At 55.7% G+C, this 15,749-nt stretch carries 15 protein-coding genes and 1 tRNA gene; 10 read left to right on the forward strand and 6 right to left on the reverse strand.

Annotated elements, in window-relative coordinates; translation table 11 throughout:
* Nucleotides 1-36 precede the first annotated feature (36 nt).
* Nucleotides 37-122: transfer RNA gene (locus VGH19_22050), tRNA-Tyr, on the forward strand.
* Between the two features lie 1,155 nt (nt 123-1,277).
* Here VGH19_22050 and VGH19_22055 read toward each other — a convergent pair.
* Both VGH19_22055 and VGH19_22060 read right to left on the reverse strand, forming a co-directional pair.
* Nucleotides 1,278-3,188: an ankyrin repeat domain-containing protein gene (locus tag VGH19_22055; GenBank protein HEY1174064.1), complete on the reverse strand. Its 1,911-nt coding sequence runs from the start codon at nt 3,186-3,188 to the stop codon at nt 1,278-1,280.
* Nucleotides 3,189-3,471: 283 nt separating this feature from the next.
* The gene (locus VGH19_22060) at nt 3,472-4,398 is read right to left on the reverse strand and encodes a hypothetical protein (GenBank protein ID HEY1174065.1); all 927 of its coding nucleotides are present in this window, start codon (nt 4,396-4,398) and stop codon (nt 3,472-3,474) included.
* 256 nt (nt 4,399-4,654) lie between these two features.
* Between VGH19_22060 and VGH19_22065 the strand changes: the two genes are divergently transcribed.
* From VGH19_22065 to VGH19_22075, 3 genes are read left to right on the forward strand one after another with little or no spacing between them, the layout of a single operon-like run.
* On the forward strand, nt 4,655-5,548 hold the full coding sequence (locus VGH19_22065; GenBank protein HEY1174066.1) for a hypothetical protein: 894 nt from the start codon (nt 4,655-4,657) through the stop codon (nt 5,546-5,548).
* Nucleotides 5,532-6,068 (forward strand): hypothetical protein, encoded by a 537-nt coding sequence (locus tag VGH19_22070; protein HEY1174067.1) that lies wholly within the window; start codon nt 5,532-5,534, stop codon nt 6,066-6,068. Before VGH19_22065 ends, VGH19_22070 begins: the two co-directional genes overlap by 17 nt.
* Nucleotides 6,069-6,126: 58 nt before the next feature.
* Nucleotides 6,127-6,366: a hypothetical protein gene (locus tag VGH19_22075; GenBank protein ID HEY1174068.1), complete on the forward strand. Its 240-nt coding sequence runs from the start codon at nt 6,127-6,129 to the stop codon at nt 6,364-6,366.
* 6 nt (nt 6,367-6,372) lie between these two features.
* On the opposite strand, the gene VGH19_22080 is transcribed toward VGH19_22075, so the two are convergent.
* Complete coding sequence (locus VGH19_22080; protein ID HEY1174069.1) at nt 6,373-7,890, reverse strand: sialidase family protein; 1,518 nt, start codon at nt 7,888-7,890, stop codon at nt 6,373-6,375.
* Between the two features lie 201 nt (nt 7,891-8,091).
* Here VGH19_22080 and VGH19_22085 point away from each other — a divergent pair, with 201 nt between their 5' ends.
* Nucleotides 8,092-8,502: a hypothetical protein gene (locus tag VGH19_22085; GenBank protein ID HEY1174070.1), complete on the forward strand. Its 411-nt coding sequence runs from the start codon at nt 8,092-8,094 to the stop codon at nt 8,500-8,502.
* A gap of 55 nt (nt 8,503-8,557) precedes the next feature.
* Here VGH19_22085 and VGH19_22090 read toward each other — a convergent pair whose 3' ends face one another.
* From VGH19_22090 to VGH19_22100, 3 genes are all read right to left on the reverse strand, one after another.
* Entirely contained in the window at nt 8,558-9,268 is a 711-nt protein-coding gene (locus tag VGH19_22090) for a response regulator transcription factor (protein HEY1174071.1), read from the reverse strand.
* Between the two features lie 234 nt (nt 9,269-9,502).
* Complete coding sequence (locus VGH19_22095; GenBank protein ID HEY1174072.1) at nt 9,503-10,489, reverse strand: helix-turn-helix domain-containing protein; 987 nt, start codon at nt 10,487-10,489, stop codon at nt 9,503-9,505.
* Between the two features lie 311 nt (nt 10,490-10,800).
* Complete coding sequence (locus tag VGH19_22100) at nt 10,801-11,274, reverse strand: cyclic nucleotide-binding domain-containing protein (GenBank protein HEY1174073.1); 474 nt, start codon at nt 11,272-11,274, stop codon at nt 10,801-10,803.
* A gap of 459 nt (nt 11,275-11,733) precedes the next feature.
* Between VGH19_22100 and VGH19_22105 the strand changes: the two genes are divergently transcribed.
* The 5 genes from VGH19_22105 to VGH19_22125 all read left to right on the forward strand — a co-directional run bounded on the left by VGH19_22105 (nt 11,734) and on the right by VGH19_22125 (nt 15,705).
* Nucleotides 11,734-12,087 (forward strand): hypothetical protein, encoded by a 354-nt coding sequence (locus VGH19_22105; GenBank protein ID HEY1174074.1) that lies wholly within the window; start codon nt 11,734-11,736, stop codon nt 12,085-12,087.
* 127 nt (nt 12,088-12,214) lie between these two features.
* Nucleotides 12,215-13,663 (forward strand): sodium:proton antiporter, encoded by a 1,449-nt coding sequence (locus VGH19_22110; GenBank protein HEY1174075.1) that lies wholly within the window; start codon nt 12,215-12,217, stop codon nt 13,661-13,663.
* 114 nt (nt 13,664-13,777) lie between these two features.
* Nucleotides 13,778-14,752, forward strand: coding sequence for a helix-turn-helix domain-containing protein (locus tag VGH19_22115; protein HEY1174076.1), 975 nt, complete (start codon nt 13,778-13,780; stop codon nt 14,750-14,752).
* Between the two features lie 255 nt (nt 14,753-15,007).
* Complete coding sequence (locus tag VGH19_22120; GenBank protein ID HEY1174077.1) at nt 15,008-15,316, forward strand: hypothetical protein; 309 nt, start codon at nt 15,008-15,010, stop codon at nt 15,314-15,316.
* Nucleotides 15,313-15,705 (forward strand): hypothetical protein, encoded by a 393-nt coding sequence (locus VGH19_22125; protein HEY1174078.1) that lies wholly within the window; start codon nt 15,313-15,315, stop codon nt 15,703-15,705. The genes VGH19_22120 and VGH19_22125 overlap by 4 nt, the downstream gene beginning before the upstream one ends.
* Nucleotides 15,706-15,749 lie beyond the last annotated feature (44 nt).

Below are 15,749 nucleotides of genomic sequence, written 5' to 3' on the forward strand. Positions count from 1 at the left end.
ATTCGCGTCCCCTCGCAACAGGGGACAGATTGGCACGGTAGAATACCCAAGTGGCCAACGGGGGCAGACTGTAAATCTGCTGGCTCACGCCTTCGATGGTTCGAATCCATCTTCTACCACCACTCTCCTTCTACGTATCCGCCGAGTTAACGAGGCGGAACAGATTTTCGTCCAGTCGTAGCCATGGTCGTAAGACCGCGCTAACCAAACCTTGAGGCTCAGATCCGCCAATAGCAGAAACATGGAAACCTAAGCGCTTCCGATAAACGCCCTCTTCATAACTCATACTTCATACATTCCCCCGAAGTGGCTTTCTGCTTGGTTTGCTCCGCCCGGCAACCCGTTCAAGGCGTCCTGTGCTACGGCACTCTAGCCTCCGGCCTCAACCTCCCAAACCCAACCCTCGCCAGCCACTCCACGCCAATAAATCGTAATCGTCCTCGATTCCTAAAAACCTCAGACTCAAAACGCCGACCATCAGCAGAAACGCAGCCGAAGAACAGAGAATGCCCGTCTAGGCACGTTGCCTCTTCTCCCTCTCCTCTAACGAGGAGAGGGCTGGGGTGAGGAGTGAGCGCGCCGAGCGTCATTAATACGCCCAGCGCCTTCCCTTTCTTCATTCACCATTCTTACTTCTGCGTTCCTTAAAAGGAACTATGTCAAAGAGCAATGAAACCACCCGACCCCTGTGAGGCATCGTGTTCTCCCCCTCTACGATTGAGAGTTCAAATTCAGCAAGTGTCCAAGACCCGGCTGGTTCCGCAGTGAGTACTAGAGATTCCCCGACCTCATTCTTGGTCAGCGTCCCTTTCCCCCTCCAGCTTACGAGCCCCAATCCACACGCCCGACACACCCACAGATCCTACCCTGAACCCGGTGGGGCAAAGCTGCCGCTTTGCCCTAACTAATTCCCCACAACTGCCCCACCGAACTTCAGCAGAGACCCCGAAGCAAGAATCGCACTTCGCCCCTCTCACCTCGCACGTCTCCATGATGCTTCCATAAGGAATTGCCAAACGATTCCAACGAACCATTGGGGGGAGGATTTTTGAACTTTCCCTGTCCCTGACCTGAAACATTAGACCAGAAACCTGAAACTTCTCTTTGCCCCTTCCTTTACCAGCAGCGAGCTGCCAGCGGGGAAAAGAATATCAAAATCTCCGCAACTGACAATCATATTATCTGAAATTGATTTTCATTTTATCTAATCAATTGCAGCCCAACAAATTCCCGATGCAAATTTCTGACCGCGGAAAGCCCGCCAGTGTGACCTGCCACTAATCCCACCACAAAAAGAACTGCTTCGCTTTCTTCAACTGCGTCGCCGCATTTGCCACTGTCCCCGCCCCTTGATCCACAAAATCCGGACACAGATCATAAAATAGCTGCGCCACCTTCTTGCTGTTCTTTAAGGCTTCCGTGAAACGCCCCGCGATGAAATCTGCACCCGCTCCCGTTATCACAAACGGAAACTCCAGCTCGATCTCCTGCAATCGCCGAATGATTGCCGAGTTCGTCAGCGAATCGTTCGGCGCACTCGTCTGCATGAACGCTACCGCCTTCGCCCATGAATTCGTCGGCAACAACCCCAACCGCGTGCGATCATGATCCAGCGCCAGCAAGTAGACTCCTTTGCATCGTAGCGTGAACTGCTCTTTGATGAGCAGCTCATCGATCGCTTCTTTCGAAGCCGCTAGGGAAACTCCTCCCGCCCGATCATCGAAAACCGGTTTCGGCTCCGCCTTCAACTTCTTGGCCAAACGCGCCACGTGCTCTTGAAATTTCGGTGCTGTTGCTGCCTCGCTGAAATCAGGTGGCGCTGGCTCCTTGGCTGGTGCTCCTCTGAACACTTCCTTCATCTCCTCCTGGATCACCGGCAGCATCTTTTCCAGTTTGTATGATTCCGCCAGGATGTTCTTGCCGCGCCGGTCATTCAGGTTGGGATTCGCCCCTTTGCGGATCAGCCACCGTACCAACTCCTCATCCTCCAAATAAACCGCCTTGCTCAAAAAACAATCTCCGTCATTCGACTCTTCTGCTCCCAAATTCGGATCAGCCCCGTGCTCTACCATCACCCTGATAGCCCTCGCTTCTTCCTCCTCATTACTTATCATGGAAAGAATCATCCCTCCTTGATACATTCGCACATTAGGATTCTTCACCTTAAGATACATCGGTTCGACCTCTTTCCACGGCTTCTTCTCTTCCAAAGCCTCGATGACCGGCAACCAGTCCAGATTCACCTCATCCGATCCCGCCTTGCGAAGAATATTGATCACCGCCGTCCGGTCCGGTGGTGCCGCCATGGCAAACATCAACGGGGACCAACCCGATGGCGTGCGTGCGTTCACATCCGCTCCCGCTTTGAGGATCAATTCCACTATCTCATCGGCATGCTTGTTTGTGCGCAAGGTCGAAGAACCCACCAGCCGTGGATCATCCTGATATTGCGCCATGTCTTTGATGTCGATCTGCTCCAGCTTCCCACCCTCCGTCGCCTTCATCAGGGCTGTGCATCCCGTATCATCCCGCAGATGTACATTCGCCTTGGCCTCCAGCAACGCCTTCACGATGCCGATCTTCCCATGTGCCGCTGCTTCCATGAGATAACTCTCTTGAAAATTAGGATCCTGATAATCCGGATCGGCTCCCATCCCCAAAAGCAACCGCGCGATTTCCACTCTATTGTTCATCACCGCTCCACCCATCGCTGTGAAACCGTCCTTGTGCCCATTCGGATTCGCTCCGCTCTCCAGCAGCGTTTGCACCAACTTAGCATCTCCTTTGCCTACCGCCACCCTCAACGCCGTATCTCCACCTGACTTCGAATTCACCTTGGCCCCCGCCGCGATCAATGCCCTCACCACCTCATGATGCTTCCCACGGATCGCATGATGCAGCGGTGTCTCCCCACCGCCCTCGCTCGGCATGATGAAGCGGTCCTTCGCCTTGTGATCCGCCCCCGCCGCCAGCAGCTGCTTCACGATCTCCAGATGTCCCCCCATCGCCGCATGCATCAAAGGCGTTCGGTTGGAATACCCTTCTTTATCTTCGTGCTTGGCGTTAACATTGGCTCCTTGGGCGATGAGTTCCTTCACTTGTCCCGCATCCCCAGCATTGATGGCGACCACCAGTTGCTCGTCATTGTTCATGGCTGAACCCCTAACTCGCAGAATCAGCCACCACAAACAAGCACATTCCCCGTTCTAGAAGCGGTTTCATGGTGGATTGGCTTACAACTTAAAACGCTTTTCCCAAAACTTTTCCGCTCCGTCATATGACCGTAACTCATCCCCGCCACCTTTTTCCCGCGAACTATCGAACTTCGCGGACCTCTTGAGCTACCCGCCCACGGTCCGCCCGTTCATCAAGGAGTGTGATTCATTCAGTGCGGAAGGCCCGTCCCTCCGCACTGCCCTGTACGCGTCTCGCGAAGTGCAGAACTTTGATTCGTCTCAGTGGTTTTCTCATTCACGGTTTGAGATGCACTCCTTCCACATCGATCTTTCGGATCACACTGATCACATAGTTTGACGCTGCCGAGTTCGTGAACGTTTGCGCAAAGCGAAGCAACTCTGGCACGACAGGCAGCGCATTAGTCCCTACGTTTTCAAAAGGGCCCATCCCGGAATGGCAGAGCGAAGCATCGCCCGGTCTTAGTTCCCGCAGCAGGATTTGCAACTCAGGTCCCGGCCCATTGATCCGCACGATCGTTTCCGCCAGCGTTGCCTGCAGTCCGCGGTTTTGGTTCATTGGATTGGCGAGACGCGCTTTAAGCTCCGGGACATATGCCTTGGCAGCCGGACCAAATTCACCGATCGTCCGGATATCCCTGAAATGATCGTGCATCGCCTTGCTCTGAGCCGGGAAACCGCGCACCAAAGCAGGCAGTACCAGCTCCGGTTGCTTGCGGATGGTGCCGAGCAGATGAACCAGCCGTTCACGCTCCCTTTGATCGTTCGTGTTCAACCCCGCCAAAATTTCCGGGATCAACACTTCTGCCCCCGAACCGAATTCCATCAATAACCTCGCGGTGATCTCTTCCCGCATTTGTTGATGGTTGAACCAGTAGACCGCCGAAGGATGATCAAACCGTTCCATGTACCAAGCCGTGATCTGGGAATCGCGGCGGCAATGCTCACGCCAGAGAAACCAGACCGCGTTGGTGCCGAACTGTTTCAAAGCCACCGTCGCCGGATCACGCGCGAACTCCTCCTCATTCATCACCCAGATGGCGTCCATGGATTTCACCTCCGCATACCACTCCTCCATCGTCTTGCCCTGATACTTCGGCTGCATCGCATAACGAGCAGTCTTGATGCCCAGCACGATCAGACAAAGCAGAACAAACATGGCGATGAACCGCCATAAAATCTTGCGGTTTGGCACGACCGGCATGCTTGTTGTGCTTGGGCTGGATGCCATATCGGAACTAAGGAGTTTCTTGCTCTCGCCTTGTGGAAAGCATATTCGTGACTGGTGCCTAGGCGCAGAACCTACCGTGTGCCGTCTGCATAAGCCAGCGTGGAGCATCCGGCGTTCTTGAAAATCCCTCTACCCTCCCTCACAATGCTCCCGACCCATGGAAGACACCGGCCTATCATCCATCCGTCCCAGAAGTAAGCTCCGTCTCTTTTCTTTTGCTTGCTGGGGTGTGCTTTTCATCGTGGCGGGAGTGGCCATCTACCTCGTATTGACGGCGCGCCCCGCCTACTACAGCCCCGCCGCCCAAGTGCGGAAGAATGATGACTATGAGAAGAAGCTGAAGCCTCTGCCCGTCCAGATGAAAGCAATTGTTGCATCTCCGGCCTCACCGCCAAACGTCACCCTCTCCACCAACCAGGGCGAACTTCGCATCGAATATCCTGCCCAGAGTCAGGTCACCAGTGCTGTGCTTGATTTCACTGTACACCACGTCGATGGCGGGGCGATCGCCCGTCTGGGTGATACCACCTTCCGGTTGAAACGCATCGGTACCGCTTGGGCACCGCCCGGCACCAACCACTCTTGGGGCACCTATTTGCCCGCACGGTTTTACGATGCCGACCTCAAGCCTTTGAGTGACGCCGATGTATCACCTGATCTGCCGAAGCAGTGGGAGCGGCAAATCCAGGTTCGCGACAACTATCCGCACTACCGCTTTGACTTTGAGATATTGGGTGGCGAGTGGAAAATGCTGAGTGCAAGTTTCCATGATGCGCGGACCCAGGCAACGCTCTCCTCCGGCTGGAGCGGCCAGGAATGGAAGCACGGCTACAAATACGAAGCAGGGCTGCAGTTATGGCATCTTGCACCGGTGGATCTGATCGTGGATCTGGCCGCTGCCCCGGTGGAAATGGAAGAGATCGAGCCGCGCATGGGTGCCAGTTTCCAGGTCGGCGGCGCCTATTACCACCTTGTCTTCACCGGAGATGGTCTTTCCGGCGGTTCCTACGGCTCCGGCTCAGATGGTAAAAAAGCGTATTTCAATCTGCCATTGAACCAGCCGAAACCGTCCTCAAAAAGAATGTGTCTTCATCTACCACTGCGATGTGTCTGCCTCGCATAGGCCCTTCGAGCTGGAATATCTGGATGCCGCCGGAAAGAAGATCGAGACCGCCGGCGGCGGCAGTTCCTCCAGCCAGATCATCCAAGGCCTGCGGGGTGATCTGGCAAATGTCCGAAAAATCCGCGTGCGCAAATTTCTCAGCGGCCATCGCGTGGTTCTCCATCTGCCGGGGCTTCCGGAACTGCCGCCGGGGAACCAGAATGTGGACAACCTCTTCCGCGTCCGTGCGCCGATGCTGAAATTTGAGCGCGAGTATGAACAGGCGGAGTATATCCGGCGTATCACCCAGATGGACCTGGCCCACATCTCCACGCCTAATCTCCCGTCCGGCACCTATCCGCGCTGGTTCACCAACGCCACCCCCGTGGAAGTGCTGGAGGACTACGCCCTCATCATGGGTGTGCCGGGGCAGCTCTATGCCAACCCCGAAAAACTGGTGATTGAAAGAGGCCAGCTCCCTTGGCCGCTCGAACTGCGGGAGAAACTGCACAAACTGTGGGGAAAAATCACCGGTCCATGAAATCTTTGATGCTCCGTGTCAGTGGACACCATGCCGCACCCTGCATTACATTCCCTCCATGATCATCCGTTACTGGTGCCCAGGCTGTCACACCTTGCATGGAGAAGGTGCTGTGCGTCAGCCAGGTGTGCCTGGTGGTCCGGTCCGCTGTGCAGTCAGCGGCGCAGTGGTGACGTTACGTGGTGTGGCGGATGACCCAGATGACGTGGATTACGGCAAACCCCGCTGTCGCATCTGCCTCGCGGAAATCCAGACTCCGGCCGCACCCTGCCCGGAATGCGGCACACCACCCGTCTGACATTTCTTACGGCTTCAGGAAAAACACATACGGATTATCCACGCGCCCGCCGCTGCTCACGATCACTGCGCGCCCACTGCCCGTCGTCCCCGCACTATTGATACCCACGATCGTGCTCTCCGTATTCACCGTCGTCAGCACGGGTGCACCATCTTTGCCAGCCGTTGCGGCTGTGAACTTCGTTTTATACGAAGTCACCGAATCCACAGAACTGATTGCGCCCGTCGCCTTGTGCGATGACGTCGTTTTGGAACCATTGTTCGTCAACTGTTGGGGCGCGCTCCAATTACCTTTTCCATCGAAGCGCGACATATACAGCTCCAGATCCTCCGGGTCATAACCGCCTGTTTCCGAGAACGCCGCCGTCAGCACGAGTTGCCCGCCCGCCAGCGTCGCCACCTGCCAGTTGGCCACCAAGCCCGGCCCGCTCTTCGGTGCGATGATGTTCACGAAATCGCCCAGCTCACCATCCGTGATCGGATACGCCCGCACACATTGCTTCTCCGATTTCTCCGGCGCGCGGATCAGCCATTCCTTCCCGTTCGCATCCAGTGCGAGCACCGGCGGATTATTGAAGTTGTTATACGTCTGATACTTTTCAAACATGTATAACGTGGAGAACTTCTTCCCGTCCCAATGCCGGATGCGATTTCCCGTCTGCTGATCAGACGGCCCGTCCTTGATGCCTTGGTCCTCGCCCACGAAATGCGCGATCCCCTCCGCATCCACATAACCGCGCAGATTCATCAAGCCATCCTTCTTGGGCACCGTGTCCTCATACTTCACGTAAATACCCTTCTTGCTCATCTCCGCCTGCTCTTCCTTGGTCACAATGGGTGGCGGTATGAGTATATCCTTCACCACGCTGTTTGCGCCGTTCAACGTCGCCTGCCGCACGAGCCCTGCGTAAGTCGCCGATCCCCAGCCCCGGATCTTGATACCTTCCTTCGTCATCTGGCCCCAGACGATGTGCGCGACACCCTTCGGGTCCACCGCTGCGAACCACGAATAAGAAGGCACTTTGTCATCACCAAGTGCTTTGCGATTAGACCAAGTGCCGCCCTCCAGGCAGCGGTAGACGATCCGCCCGGCCGCATAACCTCCCGGCCCATCCAAAATCTCATTGGCCCCGATGTATTTCCACACGCAATAGATACGGCCCGCGCCATCCTGCACCAGCCGCATGTAGCTCGCCGAATGCCCGGATTCATCATCGCTCAGGTTCTTCACCTCGCTCCACGTCTTGCCGTTATCCTTGCTCGTGCGGTAGTAGAGATACTCCGGCTTCCCGTAGGCGGGCCGCTCTGTATAGACGCTGTGGATTGTTCCATCCGCCCCCACCAGCACATCCGTGTAAGTCGCCAGCCCAGAGCTGGAGAGCTTCACCATCTTGTCCGCCGCTGCTGCAGCGGCACCACCGCCTCCTCCGCCCCCGGATGCAGCCGCATTGGCCGGTGAACGGTCACAACCCAGCAAGGTCAAGGCGAGGAAGGCAACGGCACAAGTCTTGGCAATGTATTTCATGGCGATAGGATGACGCGTATGTCAGCCTGAGCATTCATTGGCTGAACGCAGCCGTAGTTTTGCTTCGAAAACCTCTCTTGTCCATACTGTCGTGCCGGCAGAAATAGTTTCAGACTATCCTTTCTGATGAAAGGTTAGGAGTGTTTCTAGGAGGTCATCACTTCCATTGCGTGTGGAGAGGTCCGGGGGTATCGTTCGCTTATGTCGGATCTGACGCGCAAACCACCGGTCATCCCGGATGAAAACATTCCCGTGCATCATGATGCCCGCGCCCCGCATCCAGAATCCACGGAATCGCCGGATGGCCGTAACTTCAAGCTGCACCCCTTGAGCGGTCTGTTGCTGATTACGCTGGATAATCTATTCTGGGGCGCGGAAGCGATCTCGCTCGGGGTCGCCATTCCGGTGGTCGTCGTCTTGAGTTTTTCGATCACGCTGGTGGTGGTCACGTTCATCCAAAAATTTTTGGCGAAGAACACATTGGGGGTGAGCTTCACCAAGGCATTGTTTTGCGCGATCCTGGCCGGTATCCCCACCAGCATCATGGGGACGGCGTTTGGCGGGTTTGTCCTGCTCGCGTCGGGGTTGTCCGGATGGAAAAAGGGAAAGTGAGGCGCGGGATGACCGCTCGCTTCTCGCCCAATTCATTCGCCCGCCAAGCTAAAGGTCAGGCGCCTGCGGCCCCTTGGCCATCCACCCAGCGGACGGCATAGTGGATCAGCTCGGAGGCGGTCTTGAGGTCGAGCTTCTCCTTGATGTTCACGCGGTGGACCTCCACGGTCTTGATGCTGATGTGCAGTTCCGCCGCGATCTCACGCGTGCTGCGGCCCTGCCCGATGAGCTGGAACACCTCGAATTCGCGATCGCTTAACTTCTCCACGGGTGATGCGCTGCTGCGCCGGCCGGAGAACAGTTCCAAGATCTGCGCGGAAATATTTTGGCTCACGAAGATGCCGCCGCTCAGCACCTGCTGGATCGCGGTCATGAGTTTTTGGCTGCCTTCACCCTTCATCACGTAACCACGGCCGCCGGCGCGCAAGACGCGTTCGGCATAGATGGATTCATCATGCATGGAGACGACGAGCACCGGCAGGCCGGGCTGGAGGGCGTGCAAGTCTTTGATGAGTTCCAGACCATTACGGCCGGGGAGGGAAATGTCTGCGATGACGAGATCCGGCTTGAGACGCATGGCCGCTTCGACAGCCTTTGAAGCACTCTCTGCTTCACCACATACCTCGAGCGTCTCATCTGTGCGCACAAGCAAGGCAAGGCCCTGACGCATGATCGGATGATCATCCACAATCAGGATTTTTTTCTTCGCCTTTTCAGCGGCGGCCTTCTTGCTTTTCTTCATCGCGGATTCCTGTTCGTGCTTCATGTAACTGCTTGAGGCCGGTTTGCATATCGGCATTTTTTGCACGAAGGTGCCTCACCATTTTAACATAGTGATGGCAACGGAACGAGTATTAGAGGATTTCATCCGCGATGGCAAGTGCAGCGGTAGATGGGTACAAATAAGTGCTCCACCCCCTCCCTGCCATTTTAGCGGAGGAAGGAGTGGACCCTTTTGGCGTAGTGACAGGATTCTCTGTCTCCCGTCACACTAAATTCATCAAACCGTCGGCAGATGCTCGCGGTATTGGGTGGGCGACTGGCCGACGATGCGCTTGAATACGCGGTTGAAGTGCGTCAACGACTGGAAGCCGACTTCGTAAGCGATTTCACTCACCCGGAGGTTCGGATTAAGCAAGAGGTTCTTCGCCTTCTCGATGCGCACCCGGGAGACATAATCCGTGAAATTCAACCCCGTGTATTTCTTAAAGATCTTGCAGAAATAGAAAGTGCTCGTGTTCACCGACTTCGCCACCTGGCCGAGCGTGATATCCTCAGCCTGATGCTCGTGGATGAATTCCTTGGCCTTGCGAATCACTGGTGGCTCGGCATTCGCCTGCTGCAGGGCGATCTGGTTGCAGACCATGCTCAGATGCTCGGCGAAGATGCGCAAGAGGCCGAGAACCGCTTCATATTGCTTGGGCGGAACGACTTTCGTGCTGAAATAGGCTTCGCGCAATTCACCCTGGTCCACGGAGACATTCCAAGTTTTGATCTGGTCGGAAGCCTTGTCGAACTGCGCTTCCGTGGGCTTGCGCTTCATGATCTGGCCGGTCTGGAGGAAACCGATGATTTGATCGCCCAGCTTCACTGGTACGGCACTGTCACTCAGGCCGAGGGCGCAATTCACCGTGGCGGGGCCATCAGCGGCCTTCTCCGTCAGCTCCTGCTGCGTTTGCATACAGGCGGCGCAGGAACGGCTGTGACCGGCCATCAGGGAACAGAAACCGTTCTCATGACGATGGCGATAGAGGGGCAGTTGCCATGAATTCAGCGGTTGGAGCGTCATGGCCAGTCCCGTCGCGTCAGAAAAGGCGCGCTCATAATCCTGGTAGATCTGGGATTGCTGGAGGGCCTCAATCAGAAGTTTGTGCTGAGATTCGCTCAACGGAACTCCAGCCACGTTGGCGGGTGCGCCCAAACGACCGCCAGGCAGGGCAAGATTGGTTGCGATTTCGCGCTGATTGGTATGTTCTGTTGTTGCCATCACGAAACCAAATTTAGGGAATCCGCCAAAAAGCCGCAATTGGGCCACATCCTGAATTGTCCTATGGCATCTCCCTTACCCCACTAAGGGAATCCCTTATATGACAATTAACGGTCACAACTAAAAATCATGATCCAGAAATACATCTATCAAAAAACGCCGCTTAATTCAATAAATCTGAGTTTTCAGCCTGTTTTAGTGAAATCCACCCCGGCATCTGACTAAAGCGCAATTTCAAAATCCGGCAATTCCTGTGTATGCGTATTTTGTTGAAAGCACTTTTCCAGCTCAGTTGCTGCAAGCAAGGGATGTTAAGTTTTCAAAAACTGCTGCCGCGTTTTCTGCAACCGCGCGATGACAATTTCTGTCACACGCTTCATGATTTCATACCCTAGGGCAGGATCTTGCTCGCAACGCTCCCTTAGGCGAGTGCCGTAAAAGAAGATGGCATCCACCTGTGTTTTGGCTTCAGCTGAGAAATGCCAGTAATATGGCGGGAACAACCATGACCAGCCGAGAACATCGCCAGCAGCGAGAGTTTGGACGGGGACATGTTCATGCGGCGATCCTTCCGAAAACAATGTCACTTCTCCTGATTCCAGCAGGTAAAACCGGTTCGCGACATCGCCTTCTGCAAAGATCTTTTGTCCCGCGACAAATGAGCAGGGCATGGCGCAATCTACTAATGCGAGCAGATGTGACTCGTTCATCCCTTTCAGAAAAGGATGCGCCCGTAAACGATTCATCAAATCCGTAGATCCGGTGTCCACAAGAGCTGTTTTCATGGGGCAATTTCTACCGGATTAACTGCTCTTGCATCTCGTTCATTGCGAAATAACGGCTCGATTTTGCTATCCAGCAGCAAGAAATATTCGGCTTGGCAGAATTTCCCGTAAAATGTTTGGAACCAGCATATTAGCTCTTGTGCGAAATCACCCGTGCTCATTCGCTAACGCCACTTTCATTTGACACTTTCGCCCTTTTCCTGCCTAAGTGGATGCAGTTGATATGAACCGGGTAGCCGTAAAACAACAGAGCCAGTGCCTGACCTGCGGGACGATGTCCCAGCAGGCCCGTCATTGGGCCGTTCTCGGCAACCCGGGAGTGAAGTTCTAAGAAACTAAGACAAACTAAGAATTTTCAAAAACCCACGGTTGCCAGAACAAAGGCACCGTGGGTTTTTCATTTTTCCGTCTTGGGCTCAGCCCGGCGGGATGCAGTAACAGAAAGAAAAAAGTAGTAGTATGAAAAATAGAAGTAACATCAAACGGCTGGAGCCGAGGTTCGGACCTGACATCAGGTTCGCGCTGGAGCCCCGGACCACTCCCGAGGAACGGGAAAAGGAAAATGCGGAGTTCACGCGGTTGCGCGAACGGTTGCTGACCGCTTTGCTGGCTCAGACACCGGATAGCACCTACCGGCGGGACTACATCGAGAATGCCATCGGAGAAGCCGAGGCACTCGCCTGGGCCACGGCTCACCCGTTGCTGGTGTTCCCGGCCTTGGCCGAGGAAAAAGCCAATGAAGCCACTCAACGGGCCGAGCGGCAGGAAGGCATTCGCCGGAGAAGCGAAGGCCTTCTCCGCCGGGCCGCCTGACTGAGGAAAGAACGCGTATGTCGCAATTTGCCCAATGCGTACGTCCGGTGACATTCGTATCACGAATGCGTTTCAAACACTTTTCCCATTTGACGGTATGCGCGGTGCCCCGTAGCACTTCTCGCTCATGGACGCGCATGCCGTAATCCAACCGAACCCGCTGATGATGCTGCCCTTCGCAGCATTGCTCGGCACCATTGCCCTTGGACCGCTCTTCTTTGCCAACTGGTGGGGCAAACACTATCCGAAAGTCGCCTATGCCCTCGGGGCCATCACGCTGCTATACTATTTCTTCGGTCTCCATGCCGGCACCCGCGTGCTGCATGTGGCGCAGGAGTATGTCAGCTTCATTGCCTTGATCGGTTCTCTCTACGTCGTCTCCGGCGGCATCCATATCTCGGTGAAAGGTGAGGCGACTCCCTTCGCCAATGTCGTCTTCCTCCTCGTCGGTGCCGTCATCGCGAATCTTCTGGGTACTACGGGCGCCTCCATGCTGCTTATCCGCCCGTGGATACGGATGAACAAATATCGCATCACCGCGCATCACATCGTCTTCTTCATCTTCATCGTGTCGAACGTCGGCGGCTGCCTCACGCCCATCGGCGATCCCCCGCTCTTCCTGGGGTATCTGAAAGGCGTCCCTTTCTGGTGGGTCACCGAACATTGCTGGCCCATGTGGCTCACTGGTATCGGTGTATTGCTTGCCATGTTCTTCGTGGCCGACACTTTGAACTATCGGAAAGCCCCCAAACCGGTGCGCGAGAAGCTGGCCGAGCCGCCGGACGCATGGAAGTTTGAGGGCACTTCAAATCTTGTTTTCCTCACCGTGATCCTGTGCGCTGTGTTCATCAACCATCCGCTGTTTCTCCGTGAAGCTCTGATGATCGGCGCGGCTGCTGGTTCCTATTACACGACCAAAAAGCATGTCCATGCGGCCAATGACTTCAATTTCCATCCCGTGCAGGAGGTCGCCATCCTCTTCATCGGCATCTTCGCCACCATGATGCCTGCCCTCGACTGGCTCGCCGCGAACACGAATGCCGAAGAAGTCGGCAAGCTCGGTCTCGCACTCAACCCTGCTTTCTTCTACTTTGGCTCCGGCATACTCTCCAGCGTGCTGGATAATGCGCCTACGTATCTCGCGTTCCTCAGCGCCGTCTTCGGTGCGTTCATTGATCCTCACACCATTGAGCAGATCCAGGCTTTCATCCAAAACGGCGGCGATCTCGCCACCCTCACAGGGCCTCACGCCGATCATATCCGGAACACCATCGCTGCATTGCAACAATACAAGCCCGAGTTGCTCGCTGCCAAAACCGTGAGCGTGGAACAAATCGAGATCGCCTACCTCCTCGGTAACGCGGAGCTGAACAAATACATCGTCTCCATCAGCATCGGTGCCGTCTTCTTCGGAGCGAACACCTACATCGGCAACGGTCCAAATTTCATGGTCAAAGCCATCGCGGATCAGCAAAAGGTCCACACCCCGAGTTTCCTCGGCTACGTCTTCAAATACAGCCTGCCCATCATGTTCCCGATGCTGCTGATCGTCTGGTTTTTCTTTTTTCGGAAATGACCGCATTTACCCCCTGGATGAGTTGTCAGATTGCACACTAAGTGCAAAGTGCTCTATCATCCCGCTTGCAAACTCCTCAGTTAATGATACTGAGTCTCATTAACGAAATCGTTGATGGCTAAGAACGGTACCAGCGCCAGTGAAGGAAATCCCGCCAAGGGAGGCCCTGTCGTGTTTGCCGAAGCCACCGCATGGCGGCCTGTAGGTTCAGGTTGGCAACCGCTCTTCGGCAGCTTCCAAGGCCTTGGTTTCAGTGTAGAATGGCATGATTTCACTAACAAAGAGGAACTGGACTGGTCTGCTAGTTTTCATCCGGATTGCATAGAGCTTTGCTTGAACTTGAGCGGCGAAGGTTTCGTCGAAGGCGGGGGTACGCGCTCTGACATCGCACCCCTGAGCGTGGCGTTTTACCGGCAAGGTGAGGAGAGATTGATCGGTCGTCGTCTGGCCGGACAGCAACATCAGTTCCTTACAATTGAATTTTCCCGCACGTTCCTGCAAACGCACTTGGATGCTTTGGGGAAAAAATTGCATCCGCTCGTGCGGGCGTTCGTGGATGGCAAACCTTCACCTGTCGGTCCTGCCTTTCCGCAGCGGCTCACAGCGGCGCAGCAACAACTCGTGGAAGTCTTGCGCCAGCCGCCCGTCTTCGCTGCCGCGCAACCGCTCTGGTATCAGTGCAAGGTGCTGGAGATGGCGCTCACATTCTTCATGCAAGTGGTGGAGGAAAAAGAGCAGCCTGCCTCGCGTCAAAGCCGTACTGCGCAAGAACGCGTGGAGCAAGTCATCTTCCTGTTACGCCAAGATTTGTGCGAGCCGCCTTCGCTCGAAGAACTCGGCAAGAAAATCGGCTGCAGCCCATTCTATCTCAGCCGCACTTTCTCCCAGGTCACCAGCCAGACCATCCCGCAATATCTCCGCCGTCTGCGCATGGAGAAGGCCGCAGAACTCCTGCAATCCGGTGAATACAACGTGACCGAGGCAGCGATGGAAGTGGGCTACAACAGCCCCAGCCATTTCAGCCAGGCCTTCCACGAAACCTACGGCTGCTGCCCGGGTCTTTATCCCCTCGGCGCCCGCCGCAAGTAGCGGAGCGTGCCCGCCTGCCCCGTACCAGTAGGTCGGGGTCCTCGGGCACAGCAACTTTCATTAGCAAAGGCGGCTCACTTATCGCCTGAATCTCCGCGCGAAACCTCTTTGCGTCTGCCTCAACAATTCTGAAAGCCGACTAAACCATTTCACCTTGCTGTGCCCGGGACGGGCACTCTCCACCCCGCAACCTCCCGACGATTTTTGTCAACGCCGGGGCAGCGCGTTTTCCCCTGATGCGCTTTCTTATGTCTCATGTATTGCGTCAATCTGAATACCGGTGAGACGACCTTCCGCACCGTCCGGCCCAAGGCCGGACATGTGGAACTCGTCGTCATGCCGGAGCATCAACCCTCCCTGCGCGTAGGCATGGAACTGCGCGATGGCGTCTGGGAGACAGAAACGCATCTGCCCGCCGGCTGGCTCTTCTACGCCTTCGAAGTCGATGGCCGTCTCGACTGGGATCGCGACGCCAGCCGCCTTCGCACCCGCAGTGGCACGCGTTGTAGCCTTGCTCTCATCGCCTCGGTGAAACGTAAAACCCTCAACCCCGTTCTCGCATGAAAAATGATGACTCCCTTTTCCTCGCTGAAACATTGCCGCAGACCATCATGACTGCTCTGGGCGAAACACCCAAGCGCCTCATCTTTCGCAACGATTGCGTCCAACTTGTGCTAGTAGGCTTGCGCGCGGGTCAGGAGTTGAAAGAGTTCTCCCCCGGCGCGCCTTTGCTCATGGTCGTGACGTATGGGCGAGTGGCTGTCCGCACCGGCAACCGCACGTACAAACTGCTGGAAGGCGAACAATACCAGGTGCTGCCTTCAGGCAGTTACGAAGTGCGCGCACTGGACACTACCGACCTTCTCTTCTTCATCCCCGCCAGACAGCAGACGCAAGCCGCCTTGCCCGCGACGTTCACTGCGCATCCGGAGCCAGTGCTCGCCGCCGCGTGATATGGCGGCATAGGTCGGCTGCGGTGCTAGCCACCGTCGCATGA

The organism is Verrucomicrobiia bacterium (assembly GCA_036405135.1).
Classification (GTDB): domain Bacteria; phylum Verrucomicrobiota; class Verrucomicrobiia; order Limisphaerales; family JAEYXS01; genus JAEYXS01.

Coding starts and splice junctions, on each gene's coding strand:
- VGH19_22120 (HEY1174077.1), top strand. CDS start 15,008: ATGTATTGCGTCAATCTGAATACCGGTGAGACGACCTTCCGCACCGTC.
- VGH19_22105 (HEY1174074.1), top strand. CDS start 11,734: ATGAAAAATAGAAGTAACATCAAACGGCTGGAGCCGAGGTTCGGACCT.
- VGH19_22085 (HEY1174070.1), top strand. CDS start 8,092: ATGTCGGATCTGACGCGCAAACCACCGGTCATCCCGGATGAAAACATT.
- VGH19_22115 (HEY1174076.1), top strand. CDS start 13,778: ATGGCTAAGAACGGTACCAGCGCCAGTGAAGGAAATCCCGCCAAGGGA.
- VGH19_22090 (HEY1174071.1), bottom strand. CDS start 9,268: ATGAAGCACGAACAGGAATCCGCGATGAAGAAAAGCAAGAAGGCCGCC.
- VGH19_22095 (HEY1174072.1), bottom strand. CDS start 10,489: ATGGCAACAACAGAACATACCAATCAGCGCGAAATCGCAACCAATCTT.
- VGH19_22060 (HEY1174065.1), bottom strand. CDS start 4,398: ATGCCGGTCGTGCCAAACCGCAAGATTTTATGGCGGTTCATCGCCATG.
- VGH19_22125 (HEY1174078.1), top strand. CDS start 15,313: ATGAAAAATGATGACTCCCTTTTCCTCGCTGAAACATTGCCGCAGACC.
- VGH19_22080 (HEY1174069.1), bottom strand. CDS start 7,890: ATGAAATACATTGCCAAGACTTGTGCCGTTGCCTTCCTCGCCTTGACC.
- VGH19_22100 (HEY1174073.1), bottom strand. CDS start 11,274: ATGAAAACAGCTCTTGTGGACACCGGATCTACGGATTTGATGAATCGT.
- VGH19_22075 (HEY1174068.1), top strand. CDS start 6,127: ATGATCATCCGTTACTGGTGCCCAGGCTGTCACACCTTGCATGGAGAA.
- VGH19_22110 (HEY1174075.1), top strand. CDS start 12,215: ATGGACGCGCATGCCGTAATCCAACCGAACCCGCTGATGATGCTGCCC.